At 35.0% G+C, this 18,791-nt stretch carries 17 protein-coding genes; 8 read left to right on the forward strand and 9 right to left on the reverse strand.

The window, feature by feature from the left end; translation table 11 throughout:
* The first annotated feature begins 137 nt into the window (after positions 1-137).
* From ABWH96_RS12185 to ABWH96_RS12205, 5 genes are all read left to right on the forward strand, one after another.
* A complete protein-coding gene (locus ABWH96_RS12185; protein WP_375577808.1) occupies positions 138-722 on the forward strand; it encodes a redoxin domain-containing protein in 585 nt (194 codons plus the stop codon).
* Positions 723-1,142: 420 nt separating this feature from the next.
* On the forward strand, positions 1,143-2,354 hold the full coding sequence (locus ABWH96_RS12190; protein WP_375577809.1) for an Nramp family divalent metal transporter: 1,212 nt from the start codon (positions 1,143-1,145) through the stop codon (positions 2,352-2,354).
* A gap of 8 nt (positions 2,355-2,362) precedes the next feature.
* Positions 2,363-3,118: a 5-oxoprolinase subunit PxpA gene (locus ABWH96_RS12195; protein ID WP_375577810.1), complete on the forward strand. Its 756-nt coding sequence runs from the start codon at positions 2,363-2,365 to the stop codon at positions 3,116-3,118.
* Positions 3,115-3,789 (forward strand): 5-oxoprolinase subunit PxpB, encoded by a 675-nt coding sequence (gene pxpB / locus ABWH96_RS12200; RefSeq protein WP_375577811.1) that lies wholly within the window; start codon positions 3,115-3,117, stop codon positions 3,787-3,789. The genes ABWH96_RS12195 and pxpB overlap by 4 nt, the downstream gene beginning before the upstream one ends.
* Positions 3,779-4,654, forward strand: coding sequence for a biotin-dependent carboxyltransferase family protein (locus ABWH96_RS12205; RefSeq protein ID WP_375577812.1), 876 nt, complete (start codon positions 3,779-3,781; stop codon positions 4,652-4,654). The genes pxpB and ABWH96_RS12205 overlap by 11 nt, the downstream gene beginning before the upstream one ends.
* 340 nt (positions 4,655-4,994) lie before the next feature.
* Here ABWH96_RS12205 and ABWH96_RS12210 read toward each other — a convergent pair whose 3' ends face one another.
* A complete protein-coding gene (locus ABWH96_RS12210; protein WP_375577813.1) occupies positions 4,995-7,823 on the reverse strand; it encodes a M16 family metallopeptidase in 2,829 nt (942 codons plus the stop codon).
* Between the two features lie 132 nt (positions 7,824-7,955).
* Here ABWH96_RS12210 and ABWH96_RS12215 point away from each other — a divergent pair, with 132 nt between their 5' ends.
* A complete protein-coding gene (locus tag ABWH96_RS12215) occupies positions 7,956-8,522 on the forward strand; it encodes a hypothetical protein (protein WP_375577814.1) in 567 nt (188 codons plus the stop codon).
* A 40-nt stretch (positions 8,523-8,562) separates the two neighbouring features.
* Here the strand turns inward: ABWH96_RS12215 and ABWH96_RS12220 are convergent, their stop codons facing one another.
* Entirely contained in the window at positions 8,563-10,512 is a 1,950-nt protein-coding gene (locus ABWH96_RS12220; protein ID WP_375577815.1) for a M1 family metallopeptidase, read from the reverse strand.
* 323 nt (positions 10,513-10,835) lie between these two features.
* Here ABWH96_RS12220 and ABWH96_RS12225 point away from each other — a divergent pair, with 323 nt between their 5' ends.
* Complete coding sequence (locus tag ABWH96_RS12225) at positions 10,836-11,726, forward strand: 3-hydroxybutyryl-CoA dehydrogenase (protein ID WP_375577816.1); 891 nt, start codon at positions 10,836-10,838, stop codon at positions 11,724-11,726.
* The gene (locus ABWH96_RS12230; RefSeq protein WP_013452715.1) at positions 11,726-11,944 is read left to right on the forward strand and encodes a DUF3820 family protein; all 219 of its coding nucleotides are present in this window, start codon (positions 11,726-11,728) and stop codon (positions 11,942-11,944) included. Before ABWH96_RS12225 ends, ABWH96_RS12230 begins: the two co-directional genes overlap by 1 nt.
* An 82-nt stretch (positions 11,945-12,026) precedes the next feature.
* Here the strand turns inward: ABWH96_RS12230 and ABWH96_RS12235 are convergent, their stop codons facing one another.
* The 7 genes from ABWH96_RS12235 to ABWH96_RS12265 form a co-directional block, all read right to left on the reverse strand.
* On the reverse strand, positions 12,027-13,097 hold the full coding sequence (locus ABWH96_RS12235; RefSeq protein WP_375577817.1) for an IS110 family transposase: 1,071 nt from the start codon (positions 13,095-13,097) through the stop codon (positions 12,027-12,029).
* Positions 13,098-13,436: 339 nt separating this feature from the next.
* Positions 13,437-14,459 (reverse strand): LLM class flavin-dependent oxidoreductase, encoded by a 1,023-nt coding sequence (locus ABWH96_RS12240; protein ID WP_375577818.1) that lies wholly within the window; start codon positions 14,457-14,459, stop codon positions 13,437-13,439.
* A gap of 77 nt (positions 14,460-14,536) precedes the next feature.
* A complete protein-coding gene (locus tag ABWH96_RS12245; protein WP_375577819.1) occupies positions 14,537-14,953 on the reverse strand; it encodes an exosortase F system-associated protein in 417 nt (138 codons plus the stop codon).
* Positions 14,943-15,467 carry an exosortase family protein XrtF gene (gene xrtF, locus ABWH96_RS12250; RefSeq protein WP_375577820.1) on the reverse strand — a complete coding sequence of 175 codons (525 nt, stop codon included), beginning with the start codon at positions 15,465-15,467 and terminating at the stop codon, positions 14,943-14,945. The genes ABWH96_RS12245 and xrtF overlap by 11 nt, the downstream gene beginning before the upstream one ends.
* Complete coding sequence (locus tag ABWH96_RS12255) at positions 15,464-16,093, reverse strand: NeuD/PglB/VioB family sugar acetyltransferase (RefSeq protein WP_375577821.1); 630 nt, start codon at positions 16,091-16,093, stop codon at positions 15,464-15,466. Before ABWH96_RS12255 ends, xrtF begins: the two co-directional genes overlap by 4 nt.
* Before the next feature lie 3 nt (positions 16,094-16,096).
* Positions 16,097-16,696, reverse strand: coding sequence for an acetyltransferase (locus tag ABWH96_RS12260; protein WP_375577822.1), 600 nt, complete (start codon positions 16,694-16,696; stop codon positions 16,097-16,099).
* Positions 16,697-16,770: 74 nt separating this feature from the next.
* Entirely contained in the window at positions 16,771-18,768 is a 1,998-nt protein-coding gene (locus ABWH96_RS12265) for an OmpA family protein (protein WP_375577823.1), read from the reverse strand.
* Positions 18,769-18,791: the final 23 nt, after the last annotated feature.

Raw genomic sequence — 18,791 nt, forward strand, 5'->3', positions numbered from 1 at the left:
CTTTTGTCGACATAAAGTGCAAAGTTAAGGAGAATTTAAATATTTCGTCAAAAGATTAAGACTTATCGATGAAATTAAAACCAAAATCATGCTATTCTTCGTTCATTTGTCTATACATTTAAAATATAAATATTTATATGGCACTTAACACAACAGCATTAGCTCCATTATTTAATAAAAAAGATATTTTTGGACGTCAAATCAATTTGGAAGATTATAAAGATAAAAAGTTACTCATAGGTTTCTTTCGGCATGCAGGATGCCCATTTTGTAATTTAAGGGTACATGCACTCACTAAGGTTCATGAAAAATTGAAAGCAAAAGGCCTTGAAATGATTTTCTTTTTTGAATCTAAAGAAAGTGTGTTATTAAGAAGTACATTTCATAAGGAAGTATCTCCAATCCCATTAATTTCTGATCCTGAAAAAGAGATTTATGCTAAATATGGATTAGAGGAATCAAAAAAAATATCTAGAAATAGCCATATCACAAGCTTTATTCAAACCGCAATTAAAGCTAAGTTTACAGGGGTTCCCATGAATATGCCTGAAGAACAGGAGTCACTTAATACCATCCCGGCTGAATTTTTAGTTGATAAAGGTTTAAGATTAAAGAAACTTCATTATTCTAAAAGCTTAACTGATAGATTGGATATCAACTTGATTGAAAAGTTTGCAGATGATAGTAGTATTTTTGATAAGGAGGGCAAAGAGGCTGCTTAAAAGACAGCCTCCAAAATCAGCCGAAAATATTATTATGTTAAGATTTGTAGCCCTCTTGTACTGATTAAAAAATATAAATTTTAACCACAATAGATTTAAAAGAAAACAAAAGTTTTTTCGCTAAAGCGAAAAATTGGCCTTAACTTAATATCATTGGTTCCACTGAGAGGTGGGACTGTTCCTTTGCTGTCAATTGAGAAAATTATAATAAATATGGTAATTGCTAAAACATTTAAAAATGAAAAAGCCAACTATAAAAGCAACTGAATTTGACTCCAAATTTGATAAAGGAGAGGATATATCTGATTACTTAGATATGAAAAATATCATTAAACCTTCAAAAAAGAAGAAAAAATAAGCTTCTCCATATTTCATTTTTCTCACTCCCAATAATTTCCTTAACTTTTAGCAAAAAAGTGAATGCTAAAAAAATTAAAGCAATTGGGGCCGGGAATGATAGTGGCTGCAGCTTTTATCGGACCTGGAACGGTGACTACAGCTAGCATGGCTGGTGCAGGATATGGTTATACCCTGCTTTGGGCTATGCTCTTTTCAATTTTAGCCACCATAATTTTGCAAGAAATGACAGCCCGTTTGGGTACTCAAGCAAAAATGGGCTTAGGAGAGGCAATTCGTAAAAAATCCACTAATAAATTTTTAAGGTATTTAAGTTTCGGATTGGTTATAAGCGCAATAGTAATTGGAAATGCTGCTTATGAATCAGGTAATTTAGCTGGAGCTGTCATGGGGTTTGAAGATTTTCCTGAAATATTCGGAATTAATTTATTGCTCATCTTTATCGGAATCACAGCTTTTATCCTTCTATTTCTAGGTAAATACAAATACATCGAACGCTTCCTAGTCTTATTAGTAAGCGTTATGGGCATAGTTTTCATTTTTGCTACCATACTTCTACAACCTTCCTTAATTGAAATTATAAAAGGACTTTTCATTCCAGTAATCCCTGAAAAGGCAGGCTTAATGGTAGTGGGATTGATTGGTACTACTGTAGTTCCCTATAATTTATTCCTACATGCATCGGCCAGCAAAACCAAATGGAAAACAGGAGATTCTCTTCAACTATCTCGACTAGATACTATTCTGTCAGTAAGCTTAGGTGGATTGATTACCATGGCCATAATGATAACTGCTGCAGTAGCTTTTGAAGGAAATCCTCAAGAAATAGATGGGATTGGAGCCTTAGGAGAGCAATTACAACCCATTTTGGGTAATTGGTCAACTCAATTCATTGCATTCGGATTTTTAGCTGCTGGTTTTTCTTCCAGCATTACCGCTCCATTGGCTGCAGCTTTTGCCACATCTGAAATATTAGATTGGAAAGATGGATTGAGAAACAAAAAATTCAAAATGGTCTGGGCATTTGTTTTATTTACTGGAATCATTATCGCTTCATTAGGCTTTCGCCCGACAGCTCTTATCCTTTTTGCACAGGTTGCCAATGGATTGTTATTGCCCATTTTAGCAGTCTATCTTTTATGGATAGTGAATGATAGAGCACTCATGGGAAATCATGTAAATTCAAAACTCATTAACGTAATAGGCGTTGTGGTAATTATTGTAACTTTACTATTAGGCTTAAAAAGCATATTTACTGCTTTAGGAATAATATAATCTAAAAAATGAGTTCAATAGATATTAATTGTGATTTAGGAGAAAGTTTTGGTCAATTTATAATGGGAAATGATGATGCGGTATTTCCCCATATAAGTTCATGCAATATTGCCTGTGGATTTCACGGTGGCGATCCCTTGCATATAGAAAACAGCATCAAAAAAGCCTTGAAATATAAGGTGCAAATTGGAGCTCATCCCTCCTATCCTGATTTAGCGGGCTTTGGTAGAAGAAAAATTTTACTCTCTGAAGAAGAATTAAAAGCCTCAGTTAAATATCAAATCTCAGCCTTAATGGGCATGGTAAAAGCCCTTGGAGGTGAGTTAAAATACATTAAAGCTCATGGCGCATTATATAATTCCATTGCCCATGATGAAAAAGAAGCTAATACATTCCTATCAGCAGTCAAAGAAATTAATCCTGCCTTAGCAATTATGGGATTAGCAGGAAGCCCTTTTCAGGAAATCACTCAACAGTCTGGTTTTCGATTTATTAGAGAAGGCTTTTTGGACAGGCGCTATCAAGATGATGGGAGTTTGATGCCTAGGAAGGAGAAAAGAGCTGTATTAGAATCGGTTGAAGCTAGTATAAATCAGTTTATTTCAATAGCTCAAAATGGAGAGGTTGAAACGACCATCGGAAAACGAATTCCAATGAAAGTGGATAGTTTATGTATTCATGGGGATAACCCATTAGCAGAAGAAATTTTAAAAGCCATCCATCAATTAGACCAACCCATCACAGTTAAATGCATCCAACTATGATTGAAATAAAACCATATGGAATTAGTGCTTTGCTTATCAATTTTGAGCAAAAAATAGATGCTAAAATTCATAATTTAGTAAAAGGTTATTTCCAATCTATTAATGAATTTGAAGAAGTCAAGTATCAAATCCCTGCCTATTGTTCTATCACAGTTGTTTTTGATCATCAGCTCACAGATTTTAAAAGCATAAAATCAAAAATCGAGAAATTGGAAATCAAGGTTGATAAAATTAATACTGATACTAAAATTATTGAGATCCCTGTTTGCTATGAACCAGAATTTGCTCCTGATTTAGAATCACTTGCAAAAGAGATGAAAATCAAACCAGAGAAAATAATATCCCTGCATACTGCTGAAACTTATGATGTCTATATGATGGGTTTCCTCCCAGGCTTCCCCTATTTAGGACAGCTTCCTAAAGGCTTAGAATGCAAAAGAAAATCGACTCCGAGAAAGCAAGTGAAGGAAGGAAGTGTAGCTATTGCTGGAAATCAAACAGGCATTTACCCTACTAATGCGCCTGGAGGTTGGCAACTCATTGGACGGACCCCACTTAAAATATTTAATCCGCTAAATGAAAATGCTTTTTTAATTAAAATGGGCGATAAAGTAAAATTTAAATCAATTAGTGCTGAAACATTTAAAACCTTGCAGCAAAATGGCAAATGATCTCACCTTAACCTTCCTTAAACCAGGTCTTCAAACTACTCTTCAGGATAATGGAAGAGCTGGATTACAACATTTAGGAGTTCCTGTTGGGGGCGCTTTGGATAGGACTTCTGCAGAAATGGCAAATCATTTAGTAGGAAACGAAAAAAATGTACCCGTTTTAGAAATTACCATGACTGGCCCAGAGATTATATTTGATTCAGATGCTTTAATTGCTCTGACAGGTGCACCTTTCGAGCTCTATTGTGATGGTAAGTTAGTTGAAAATAATACTGCGGTTTACCTGAAAAGTGGATCTGTTTTAAAATTTGGTAAACTGAAATCAGGTTGTAGGGCTTATTTAGCCATTGCAGGGGAATGGAAAGCCAGGAAATGGAAAGGAAGTGTGAGTCCATTATTGCAAGCACCCGAGGCCACTCCCGAAAGCATTATCCAAAAGGGTTCAAAATTAAAAATAGATTCCGCTCATTTGAATAAGACAGGAAGCTGGGATAAAAATAGTCACACTCCAATATTATCACACAGGATTAGATTAAGAGTAACCCCTGGCCCTGAATTTGATAGCATTTCTAGAATAGCAATAGCCAGATTTTTTGGACAAGGTCATGAAATTTCTCAAGATGCTAATAGAATGGGCTACAGATTAAAAACTGATTTAGCATCAGCCGAGGAAAGAACAGAGATGATTTCATCAGGAATTATCCCAGGAACTATTCAGCTTACTGGTAGCGGTCAACCAATTATCCTTTTAAATGACGCCCAGACAACTGGCGGTTACCCTAGAATTGCCAATATTATCAATGAGGATTTAGACCAACTAGCCCAATTGAAACCTGGGGATGAGATTTGGTTTAGTATTGTATAAGTTGGGAGTTCGAAGTAGGAAAATGGGTATTTGTTAGGTGTTGGATGATGGATAAATCTGATGAACTGCTACACCAGTCTTTGTACCGCGATAAGTTAGAAGTTTGAAGTGAGAAAGCCTCTTAATTCCCAAAATGGAAATTAGTCAATACCGAAGTCTAATAGTTTCTCTGGAAAAAATTTCAGCTTGCTTTAGGAGCAAAATTTAGTATTCCATTACTAATATGCGCCAAAGACATAATTAATTTTGACTAGTCGTTGGCCTACAGAAGATATTGTCATAAAAAAAGCTGCCCCAAAAAAATTGAGACAGCTTTTTGCATTTTCAGCTTAATTGTAATTTAATCTGCAGATTCTTCTTCTGGTAATAAAATTGCTTCTACAAATTGATCTTCATTTAAGAATTCATTTGCAGCCACTTTTAGATCATCTGCTTTTAATGATTGAATCTTATCTTCAGTGACTATGAAATTATTTAAATCATCATCATAATAATAGAAATCATATAGCCTGTTCAACCAGTAATCATTCTTTTTTAAATTTTCTTTAAGTCCTTTAAGTTGTGCTTCTTTCACCTTATCTAAATCCTCTTCTTTTATCCCATTTGCTTTTATATCAGCTAATATTTCGTGAGTAGTATTTACTAAATCATCAACATTCTCAGGTTCACAAGGGAAAGCGATTCTAAAAGAATAGCGACTCTCAGGTAATCTTTGCATGCTACCTAAAGCACCTACTCCATAGACACCACTTTTCTCTTCTCTTAGAATATCTAGCAATTCGTTTGTTACTAATTCACCTAAAGACTTCAAATGGTAAGCTTTATTCTTATCATATTCCGTATCTCCATGGTATAAGATAGTAGCATAACTTTTTTGGTCAGTTCCTTTTATGATTTCTTCTTTCACCACTCCTTTTGGAGGTCTGATACCTAAATCTACCCAATCATCTTCTCTTTCTAAAGTTGGTAAACTTCCTAAATAGGCTTCTATCATTGGAGTGATTCCTTCCACATTAAAATTACCAACAAAAACGAAAGTAAAATCACTAGCATCTGCAAATCGGTCTTTATAGATATCATAAGCTCTTTGGAAATCAATTTTATCTAAATTCTCTGCTTTTGGAAATCCACCACCTCTTGGATTATCTTGAGAAAGAATCATGCTTAACTTATCACTATAGTAGAATTGAGGGTTAGACATCAAATTTCCATAGAGCATCTTATTTTTACTTACGTAAGAACCAAAGGCTTCTTCATCCATTCTTGGTGCCGTAAAGTAAAGATGGGTAAGCTGGAACATCTCTTCTAAATCCTGTGGACTTGCTTCTGCTCTAAAACCCTCTGATAAGCTTGAAATATAAGGACTTACCCTTACCGTTTTACCAGAAAGCATTTTTTTGATCTCGGTATTTGAGAAATCAGCAACTCCTGCTTCAGTGATTAAAGAAGTTGCATTAGAGGCAGAATAATAGTCTTCCATTTCGTATTTGCTATGGCCACCAAAACTATAGGCCCGCATCTTAACTTCATCATTTTTGAATTGCGTTGGCTTAAGGACTACCCTAACTCCATTATTTAGTTCAAGTTCTGTAACACCAAGCTCATCATGCAAAACCTTATTTTGCACTTTTCCTGCTTTTGGAGCAGTAGTCATGAAGCTTTCAGCTACATCTTCATCTTTATAAGGTTCTAAATCAGAATTTTCTACTTCCTCCAGAATGGTAAGTATTTCTTCCTCGCTTGGCATTTCCATTCCTTCTTTCTCAGCTCCTGTAAGCACTACAACCCTATTTTCATCCGTCACCCATTTGCTAGCCAGCATATTAATCTCAGGTAAAGTGATAGTGTTGATCAAGTTTTGATAAAATTCGAATTCAAATTCTGAACCTGGAATAGGGTTCTCACTTAAAAAATGTTGGATATAGGCACTTGCAAATCTGTTTGATTCGGTCTTGTCCAGTTCTTTAACCCGCTTTTCAGCATTATTTAAAAAATTCTTTTTATAGCGATCCAGTTCAGATGCTGTAAATCCATGCTCTTTTATTCGCTTATTCTCTTCGGCCAACACTTGCACTCCTCTCTCGAAACCATTCTCACCAACAACAGCAAAAGAAGAATAGGCACTTTTATTTCTAACCATTTGAGAAAAGCTAGTACTAGCAAATAAAAATGGTGGGTTAGCTGATTGCCTCAACTCATCTAATCTTTGACCTAGCATTCCATTATATAGGCTATAAACCAAATCTCTTCTCATATCCGATAATGTTTTCATTTCTTCATTATCATGCTTATAATAGAGTTGAATCTGATTGAAATTAGCCTCTTTATCTGTTACAATGCTAACATAGGTTTCTTCATGAGCAGGCACTTCATACAATTTTTTCTTTTTTGCCTTTTTAGGATTTTGCAAATCACCAAATCGCGCTTTGATTTCCTTCTCCATTTCTACTGGGTCTATATCTCCCACTGCAATAACTGCCATCAAATTAGGTCTGTACCAATTCTCATAAAATGAACGGAGAGTTTCATATTCGAAATTCTCTAAAATCTCCTTTTTGCCAATCGGTAGTCTTTCAGCATATCTTGAATCTTTAAATAAAACAGGAAAGTATTCATCTCTCATTCTTTGACCTGCTCCTTGTCCCAATCTCCATTCCTCCAAAACAACCCCTCTTTCTTTATCAATCTCATCTCCAGTCATCAGCAATCCTCCTGCCCAATCTTCTAGTACAGTCAAACCATTATCCAATGTTTCTTCATCTGTAGGAATTGGCAGAATGTATACTGTTTCATCAAAACTAGTATAAGCATTTAAATCAGCACCGAATTTTACACCTGCAGACTGTAGATAATCTACTAATTCGTTCTTTTTGAAATTTTCGGTTCCATTAAACGCCATGTGCTCAGTAAAATGAGCTAGGCCCAATTGTTTGTCGTTTTCCTGCATGGAGCCGGCATTAATAACCAAACGAAATTCTACCTTGTCTTCAGGTTTTTCATTTTGGCGAATGTAGTAGGTCAAACCATTTTCTAATTGTCCTACTTTCACCTTAGGATCCAATGGAATCGGTTTCTCTAAGGCTTTCTTCATTTCTGAATTTTGTGACCATACTGGACTTACTGCTACAAACAGCAAGAAAGCGATCACTAAAGATTTCATTTTAGGCATAATTTTAAGTTTTTATTTTGTTACAAAGTTTCAAATTATCATAAAAATTACTTTGACACAACTATCCAGTTAGTTTTATTTCAAAAATTGGAATAATAAACAATCAAAAATGTCAAACGTTATAAAGAGTGTATGAAAGTAAAATTCAGAAAAGTCCAAAGCGATATATTAAAGGAAAGTTTCTTGGAAGCTTTAAGTCAATATGAAGATTTACATGACTATTCTATAACACTACATCAAAAGAGAGTAAAATCTTCTACTATGCAAGCTCAGCCCATTATATCACTTAAAAATATTTTCAATGGGGTGAAAAGATACAGAATAATGTTAGGTGTATATGTTAGTAATAGTGACAGTTTAAAGGTAGCAGAGGTGCCTCGAAGTGTTATGACTGGCTGGTTTGCACATGAATTAGGACACTTAGTTGACTACCTGTCCTATTCAAATTTTGGTATGATCAGGTACGGATTACAGTATGTTTTCTCAAATTCCTTTAAAATGAAAGCCGAACATGAAGCAGATTATATAGCAATTCAAAGAGGCTTTAGAGATGAAATTATAGCAACAAAAGAATGGGTGTTAAATCATGATTTGGTAGGTCAGCGATACAAAAACAGACTGAATAAGTATTATTTATCCATAGAACAAGTTGCACTTTGCAATACAGATGAACCCCCTTTTGTTCCAAAAATAGAATAAAAAAAGCTCTCCCTTTGATCGGAGAGCTTTTGAATGAAACTTAATCTTCGTAATATTGGTTTGGCCAAACATCATTGCTTCCATTAATATCTGGAAGAATTTTATTAGGATCAATTTCGATCTTTTCTACTTCTTTACTTCCTGAAGTTAGTAAATGATTCCATGAATTTCCCCTTTGCCAAATTTCAACTGGCAGATCTATCATTTCATCAGTACCGTCTTTATAAGTTACTTTCATTTTCACTGGCATTGGGACTTCACCTTTATTGGCTAAAACTATTAAATAACTTCCTTGATAAGGATAAACACCATCTATTGCTAGGTCAATGTTTCCATTTCCATAAAACCAAGTTTTCCAAAACCAAGAAAGGCTTTCCCCTGCTACATTTTCAATTGTATTAAAGAAATCACCTGGAGTTGGGTGCTTATATGCCCATCTGTTGATATACGCCTTAAAAGCATTATCAAATCTTTCATGGCCTAGAATATATTCTCTCAACATTAAAAGTCCCATTGCAGGCTTCATATAAGCGATCATTCCTAAATTTCTTGTATTAGCAACATCAGGATAAGTAGCTATTTTCTCTCTGTTCTCACTTGTCAACCAACCAACATAACTTCTGGTCTCATCCAAATCATCCGCAAATTCACCATCATTAAATTCTTCTGAAGAATAGAAATTGATAAAAGTGTTGAATCCTTCATCCATCCAAGCATATAACCTCTCATTACTTCCCACAATCATTGGAAACCAGTTATGACCAAACTCATGGTCAGTCACTCCCCATAATGATTTATTTTTAGACTGATATCCACAAAAGTTTAATCCTGGGTATTCCATTCCGCCTATATCAGCCGCTACATTTACCGCATTAGGATAAGGATATTCATACCACTTGTTAGAGTAATGCTCTATAGAAGCTTTTGAATATTCAGTAGATCGTCCGTATCCATCTTCTCCATCACTTTCTTTTGGGTAAGCTGACTGTGCCATAGCTTTTTTACCGCTCGGTAAATCAATTTTAGCTGCATCCCAAATAAAGGCAGGTGAAGAACCCCAAGCTACATCTCTAGCATTTTCAATCTTGAATTTCCAGGTTAAATTTCCTGATTGCTTAGGTCTTGTTATTGAAGGGTCTCCTACTTCTTCAGCAGTAATAATATGAACAGTTTCATCACTATTAGCTGCTTTATCCATTCTAGTTAACTGCTCAGAAGTCAAAACATCCTTTGGGTTCAATAATTCTCCAGAACCTACTACAATGTGATTATATGGAACTGTTACATTATATTCAAAATCACCATATTCTAAATAAAACTCTCCTGCACCCAAGTATGGTTCAGTATTCCATCCTCTAACATCATCAAAAACCACCATTTTTGGATACCACTGTGCCATAGCAAATATAGTTCCATCGTCAACTTTCAGCTGACCCATTCTATCCATTCCTTTTACAGGGATTTTATATTCGAAATTCATGCTAATAGTTGCGGTTCCTCCTTTAGCTGCAATTGGTTCATCAAAGAAAACCTGCATTCTAGTATCATTAATAATATGCTCGCTTGATGGATTTCCTCTTCTTCCACTTACTGCTTTAAGATTGGTAATATTATAACCACCATCCATATCACCTGTATAGCGGTTTCCTTGGATTGGAGTAGTTAAAGTACCTCTTGAGGTTTCAGTAAATCGATTTTGTTCTAAATGTAACCAAACAAATTCCAATTTTTCAGGACTATTGTTTACATAATCGATAGTGATTTTACCAGTAATCATTTCGTCTTCCTCGTTCAGAGTGACATCAATTTTATAATCAGCACTATTTTGCCAATAATTATGTCCTGGTTTTCCAGAAGCGGATCTATATTCATTTCCGCTGCGATCACCGAAAAATTCAAATAAATCCTGATTGTTTTCTTGAGGTTGTTGTGCAAATAGGCTGGTCATTACGCCTAAAAACATCAAAACCGATAGTTTTAATACTCTCATATATCTTTTTTATGGTTTATATTCAATACAGCACGAAATTAATATAATTTTATTGTCCTGCACAGTTTTGTTTGATGAATGGACTACAAGTGTTGAAGTGTATATGTTTTGAGGTGTTGATGTGTTAGAAAGTTTGATGATGGATGTGGGATGATTGGGTCAGTACCGAAGGTCAGACCAGTATGTTGGTAAGTTAACAAGTTGCTAGGTTTAACATTAGGTGGAAATCTTGAAACTTTTTCAACATCTTTTACCAAAGCGGGTTATGGGTACTAAGTAGATTTTATATCTTTGCCACAGCTAAAAATAAATTAAAATATACTATGGAAAATATAGCAGTGATTGGTTCGGGAACAATGGGTAATGGCATAGCGCATGTTTTTGCTCAAAATGGTTTTAAAGTTTCTTTAATTGACATAAGTGAAGCAGCTCTTGAAAAAGGAATGGCTACTATCGCTAAAAACTTGGACAGACAAGTAAAAAAAGAAAAAATAGACGAAGCCAAGAAAACTGAAACGCTTAATAATATCACTACTTTCACATCAGTAAAAGAGGGCGCAAAAGGTGCAGACTTGGTAGTGGAAGCTGCAACTGAAAATACAGATTTAAAACTAAAAATCTTTAAGGAACTAGATGAGGTTTGCGATGAGAAAACAATCTTAGCATCCAACACTAGTTCTATTTCAATTACTAAAATTGCGTCAGTTACCAACAGACCAGAAAAAGTGATTGGAATGCACTTTATGAATCCAGTGCCGGTCATGAAATTAGTGGAAATTATTCGTGGTTATTCGACTTCTGATGAAGTTACTCAGCGAATCATGGAAATGTCTAAAAAATTAGGCAAAATACCTGAAGAAGTGAATGACTATCCTGGTTTTATTGCAAACAGAATATTGATGCCGATGATCAATGAAGCTATTTTTAGCTTATTCGAAGGCGTTGCAGGCGTGAAAGAAATTGATTCCGTGATGAAATTAGGAATGGCTCATCCAATGGGTCCATTGCAATTAGCTGATTTCATTGGTTTGGATGTTTGTTTAAGCATTTTAAATGTATTGCATGATGGTTTAGGTGATCCTAAATACAGACCTTGCCCGCTGCTTATCAATATGGTGCAAGCTGGGAAATTAGGCGCTAAATCTGGTGAAGGGTTTTACGATTACAGCCATGGAACAAAAGATTTGGTAGTTGCAAGCACTTTCAAAAAGTAATGGAAGGACTTAATCCTGAAATTTTAAAAGATTTAGTCAGAGTAAAGATGCCCTTTGGTAAATATAAGGGCACTTTACTTTGCAATTTACCTGTCTCCTATCTTGAGTGGTTCAAAAGAAAAGATGGTTTCCCTCCCGGAAAATTAGGCATGCAAATGGAAACGCTCTGGGTTATTAAAACCAACGGACTGGAAGACTTACTGAAACCGCTGAGGTAACCACAGAGTTTCTTTCTAACCACAAAGATTCTGTGTTGAAAACCAAATGATTTTTCATTAAATTTACAATTAGGAAAACAAATCAAGAGCGGACTTGATCCAGCTCGGTTAGGGCGGCCTCTCGGGGCTGCTCTAATAAAAATTTATCCTTGCAATATTCTGGATTATATCTTTCTTCTTTTTTCCAAAGTGTATAGATCAGTATCAGCAATTTTCTTTGCACGGCCACATAGCTTTTCATTTTAATCTTTTGTCTGTCGAACAGACGGTTATAAAAATTACTTAATGGCTCATCATGTTGGACTGCCGTTAATGCTGGGAAGTAGAGTGCTTTTCTAATATGTTTATTTCCTTTGTGGGAAATTCTAGCTTTGGTGTTAACCGATGTTCCAGATTGTTTGTTGTTGATGTCATAACCGGCATAACATACCAATTGACGGCTGTTTCTGATAAGGTTAAAGCCATTTGTTTCTGCTATTACAATGGTTGCTGTAATAAAGCCAACTCCTTTTAGGGAGCATATGTAATTAATTTTCTTTTTTAACCATGGGGTTTGATCGACTATGTCTTTCATTTGAGTTTCTACTTGGTCAATCAGCTTATCCAAGAACTTAATGTGTTGCTTGGCTCTTTTTAATGTAAACTTATCGACTTCTGCCATGTGTTCTTTGGCATGTTGTTGGTTCTTGGCCCTGGTTCTTTCATTGAGTAATTGCTCTCGTTCTCTGCTCAGACCTTTTAATTTCAATAAAGAGGCATCTGGTTTTGTCCAGTTGTCTATCTTTTTTAATAAACCAAATTCAGCGATGTGCCTTGCACTGATTTTATCGTCTATGCGCCTCACATCAGTGCTACGGCAATAATTAGCTACTTTGTTGGGCAGAACAACGGCAAGTTCAAAACCATTATCGTAAAGCGCGTAAGCCAATTGCTCATGATAAACACCTGTTGCTTCCATGACTACTTGAAGAGGAAGATCATTAAGTTGATGTCTTTTAACCCAATTCATCAATTTCTTAATATCCCTTTTGGTATTGGCAAACTGACCACTTGATACAATTTTTAATTCAAAATCCTCTTGGAGGGTCATCAGAACGACATCCAGAGTATCCATTGAAACATCGATTCCACAGCATTGTCTAAGTACTTTCATGGCTTTAAAGTTTAGTTCCACAATAGCAATAAGATACTCTTCTGGCTCCTGTCTCGTGTTAATACAAGATATTTCAATTGATGAAATTCTTTTGATTCTGGTTCGGATTTTAAAAAGAGTAAAAACAAAGTGAGGAATATCTTTGCGAGAACATAGCTCTTAGCTTGTTTGTTCACAAATACTGCTCTCACTTTACCTAATTGCTTTATTAAAAATACTTATATTTTTAATAATTCTTGAACATACGAGTTACTCTAAGTTGTTCACTAAGGTTTTCTTTGTGTAACTCCGTGAAAATCTCCGTGTCCTCTGTGGTTAAAAAAAGTTTAGTGGTTTAACTCAGGAAACATTCTCAACAATCTCTCCTTTCATAATTTCAGAGAAAATTTTATAAGAATTCACCCTAGCTTCATGATCGTAAATATGTGAAGCTACAATAACTTCATCTACTCCTGTTTTCTTAATAAAATCTTCTGTCTGGCTCTGCACTTTTTCCTTACTTCCTACAAAAGCAAATTCCATCATTTTTTGAAATGCAGGGTGCATTGACAATTCCTTTAATTCGGATGTCATTTCTGTTGGTGGCTGCATATAATCTAAGTTGTTTGTCATAACCCCAAGCATCATCCTTATCATGGAAGTAGATAATTTCTCAGCTTCCTCATCAGTTTCAGCAGCAATAACATTTATTCCCGCTATTGTATAAGGTTCCTTCAAGAATTTTGAAGGTTGAAATTCATTATAATAAATATTTAAAGCTTCGAAAAGTTGCGTAGGTGCAAAATGAGAAGCGAAAACATAAGGCAACCCATTTTTCGCAGCTAAGTGAGCACTATCCGTACTCGAACCTAATATAAAGATAGGAACTTCTACTCCTTCAGCTACAGTAGCACGAACCTTTGAATTAGCATTAGCTAGGGAAAAATATTGCTGAATCTCCTTGACCTCTTCAGGAAACTTATACACTGATTGGATTCTATCCGAACGAATGGCGTGAGCTGTTGTCTGATCTGTGCCTGGTGCTCTTCCTAATCCTAGATCAATTCTATTAGGATAAATACTTCCAAGAGTTCCAAATTGCTCCGCAACGATCAGTGGAGAATGGTTTGGTAGCATTATTCCACCTGACCCTACTTTGATCTTTTGCGTGCCACTTGCAATGTGACCAATTAAAACAGCTGTAGCGGAACTGGCGATGCTAACCATATTATGATGCTCGGCCAACCAAAATCTGTTATATCCTAATTCTTCAGCTTTTCGAGCTAAATTAAGACTATTTTCAAAAGTTTTTTTGACACTTATATCTTTACCTACACTAGCTAATTCTAATATAGAATATGGTATATTCTTTAATTTCGACATTAATACTTTAGATGACTTTTATGTCTTTTCTAACTGCTAAACAAAGAAGGGGTTACAATTTATTGAAAGTTATTATTTCAATTTTTAATCTTCTGAATATAGATCGCTGGAATCAACAATACCATCAATGTAGGATTTATAATCAACCTGTGGATAAAGCTAATGTACATATGATCAATTGGAGTATTAAATCTCAAAATAAAATATGGGATCAATAAAAAGAAAAAACCCACAGCCTCAACTGCCAATCCAAATTTCACATATTTTTGATCATAAAAAATGGCATAAATTAATAGTAGCACTAAATTATCATTTAGCAGAAAACGAATAGTCCTATTAATAATAAATTGATTTTGAGAACTTAAATTATCGGAAATCAATAAACTATAGTCAAAACGTTGAGTGATAAAAATTATTCCCAATCCCGTTAAACTGATGAATATCAGAAACATCCTTATTCTTTTATTTGGCTCTAACCACACCTTATTTTTCATTGACCTTAAAAATCCAAAGTGCCCACATACCAAATACCGCTATGTAAATAAAGGCTGTAAATAAATATTTATGGCTAAAATAAAGAAAATCAGGCATGGAAATGGTAACATGAAACAAGAGCAAAATTCTTAGAATATTGAATAAATGAATAACTACTATTCCCAAAGGAATAAACCATAACATTCTTGTACCTATTTTGCCATAGGCAATCAAAAAGGAGACGAAAATCACCATTACATTTAAGCCATTACAGCCTTCGTAGACTGATAGAATAGCCTGACTATCTTTAAAGATATAAATACTTTTCAAATCATCTTTTGGTCCTGTAGCAATTTTATCTTCGTATACATCAATTATGCAAGCTGTTTGTTCAGTTACCCACTTCGTCATAAAATCTGCTTCCCCTTTGGAGGCATCCAGATAAAAACCATAGGCTACATTCAGTACTATGTAAAAACCAATAAACTTGGCTAGGAATAAAATGGAGGGTTTAAAGTCTTGATACAAACTCACTTTTCTATAATTTTTGCGGGTACACCAATAGCTGTTTTATTTACTTCAAGATTTTTAGTGAGCACTCCACCTGCACCTAAAACAGAATTTTCAGCCATCTCTATACCATTTAAAACATTAGCACCACTTCCCACAAATGCACATTCTTTGAGTTTAACATCTCCTGCTAAGTTTGCCCCAGGCATTACTGAACTAAAGTCTCCTAATTGGCAATCATGTCCAATAGTGGCATTTAGATTTACCACTACAAATTCTCCAACCTCAATATTTGTAGTCAAATTAGCTCCAGCACAAACGATGCTTCCCTTCCCAATATTTATAATATCATTAAAAATTGCATAAGGAGATACCACTTTGGAAAATTCCACTCTTGGGTTCGTAATTCTACTCACTACTTTCTTTCTAGTTTTTCCATTTCCTATTGCCAAAGCAACGGAAATTGGCGTTTTCCAATTATTAAGCTTTTCAGTATTCCCTAAATATAATTTCCCTAATTCAACTGATTTATCTTCATCATCAAAAAAACCTAGAAAGTGATAGGGATAGCCCTTTTTGATAAGTTGCTGAACAATCAAATTCGCTTCTCTGCCAAAACCACCAGCTCCATAAATTGCAATTTCTGTCATTAATTATGTCTTTTTAATAATCTTTGCAGGATTTCCAACGACTACCGAGTTATCTGGCACATCTTCCACAACCACAGCACCAGCTCCGATAGTACACCATTTACCAATTTTCACTAAGGGGATAATAGTTGCCCCTGCACCTATTAATGTGCCTTCCCCTATTTCTACTCCACCACAAAGAGACGCATTAGGTGCAATATGTGCAAAATCATTTACAATACAATCATGGTCTACACTAGCGGATGTATTGATAATTACATGCTCTCCTATTTTTGTGTCTGCATTAATAATTGTACCAGCCATCACTACGGTTCCTTCTCCTATTTCTACATGAGAACCTATATTTGATTTGTCATGAACAGCAGTGGTAAATTCTGCATCCCTTAACTTTTCAACTACTTTTCTTCGAGTATCATTTTTACCAATGGATACTATACATTCTTCAACCGGATCATTAAAATCTTTGGTCTTCCCTAAGACTGGAATTCCCCATAGCTCTTTTTTGCTTTCATCCTCATCGTAAAACCCTTTTACCTGAACACCTTTTGATAAAAGAATATCAACTATCACTTTTGCATGACCGCTCGCTCCGAATAAGTACATTTATTTTTTATAAGTTTTAAGTTATAAGTATTAGGTTTTAAGTGATATCTTCCTGCATCCAACTCCCAACTCATTTAATCAAAAACAATCTCAAATTCCACTCTCCTATTTTTTGCCCTGCCTTCAGCTGTATCATTACTTTCAACAGGTTGCATTTCTCCATAACCTACAGCATCCAATCTTAAAATAGCAATACCCTGATCCATCAAATATTTTTTGGTGGCCTGCGCTCTTTTATGTGACAATAATAAGTTTGCATCATCATCACCTTGATTATCAGTATGACCTGAAATCTTCAATTTGTAATCAGGGTTTTCCTGCATAACAGTAACCACTTTATCCAATACTGGCAGAGATTGCTCACGTATAACATCAGAAGCTAGTTCGAATTCAATGCCCTCTAAGGCTTCTTTTAGCACTTCTTTTGTTTCTTCCGTTATTTCAGGACATCCATTATTTTCAGCTACACCCGCTAATGTTGGGCAGTCATCTTCTATATCAATTATTCCGTCACCGTCTGTATCTTTAGGTTTAGGTTTCTCCCAATTCATGCTAATGATTTTTATAGTGATGCGATCTTCTAAAGCAATCCCATTTTTTAAGGAAATATCCATATTAGATGAAAAAGCTACCTTCTCCCCTGCTCCTTTAATTCTTAATCTGTCAGGATGAACGTTTTTCTTTTCAAAATATTCAGCAACTGCTTTAGCTCTATTATAAGAAAGTCTATCATTTTCTGCCTCCAATGGTAATTGAGCAGTATGCCCAATGATTACAATTTGCATTTGTGAATTGCTTTGCAATAAGGAAGCAAATCTATCCAATTCAAAATAGGCATCTGAACGGAAAATATCAGCATTATTCACAAATGTGATATGATGAACAGGGATTTCTGATCCAACTGCTATAGGTACCATTCCAAGTTTTTGCTCCTTTTCAAGATATTCACTAAGCCTAGTTAAATCTTGATATTGCAAAATACCCACATAGCCTCTTTTAACAGGTAAATATTGATAAAGAGCACCTTGTTCCAAAATATGTGAAAATCCATTTTCATTATTGGAAATGACATTTTCATTTTTATCATAATTATTAGTGTTTACAAACTCAATTTGCGCTTCCAACTTACTTCTATTAGCCAAATCGACCACCTCTCCATTCAATAATAATACAGGATCTGGACGGAATTTGTATGGCAAAGTCATTTGATAAATATCCTTTGAGTTTGCCACACTACCCTTAGTTGTTACAAAATAAGCATTTTCACCAGCAGCATCTATGGTGTAGTATCCCTCAAATTCTTTGGTATTCACATCTGAGCCTAAATTTTCAGGCTTAGACCAATTTTGCCAACTATCATCTAACCTTTTGGAATAAAATATATCAGCATCGCCATAGCCATTGTGGCCATAAGAAGCGAAAAAGAGCGTTTTATTATCTGCAGCCAAAAAAGGGGAAAATTCAGGAGAAGAAGAGTTAATTTGCATGCCCAGATTTACTGGTTTCGACCAATTTCTTTCATTTATTCTAAAACTGACATATAAATCCTGGTCACCATAGCTTTCCTCAGTTTCGATTGCCAGCAAAAGAGTCCTCTCATTATTGGCTAAATAGTAATCGATATATTCATTTAAGTTATAAAACTCCTGAATATTAATCATTTGTGGATATTGCCAACGACCTCCTTTTTTATGTGAGATTGAAGCCCCATCTAAAACATCACCATACTCATTATAGCCGTTAATTATTAAAATAGTATTTCCATCAGGAGTTACAGAGCTAACCCCATTTGGATATTTATCATTTAAGGGTTCTCCAATATTTTGGGCAGGTGACCAACTTCCATTTTGTCTTTGGGAAATATAAATATCTTGGGGATCATTTGCGCCTGCATAATTTTCAGGATAATTTTGCCTGGCAAAAAACAAAGTGTTTCCATCAGGTGATATAACAGGTTTAGTTTCCTGATATGAAGAGTTAATATTTGAACCCAAATTTTTAGGAATATCATTTTGGGCTGATAAAATATTTGCAGCTAAAATGAATAGTAAAAAGAATAAAGATTGACGCATACTTAGTTTTTTATGCAAATTAA

Origin of the sequence: Marivirga tractuosa (assembly GCF_042140215.1) — a bacterium.
Taxonomy (GTDB): Bacteria; Bacteroidota; Bacteroidia; order Cytophagales; family Cyclobacteriaceae; genus Marivirga; species Marivirga tractuosa_A.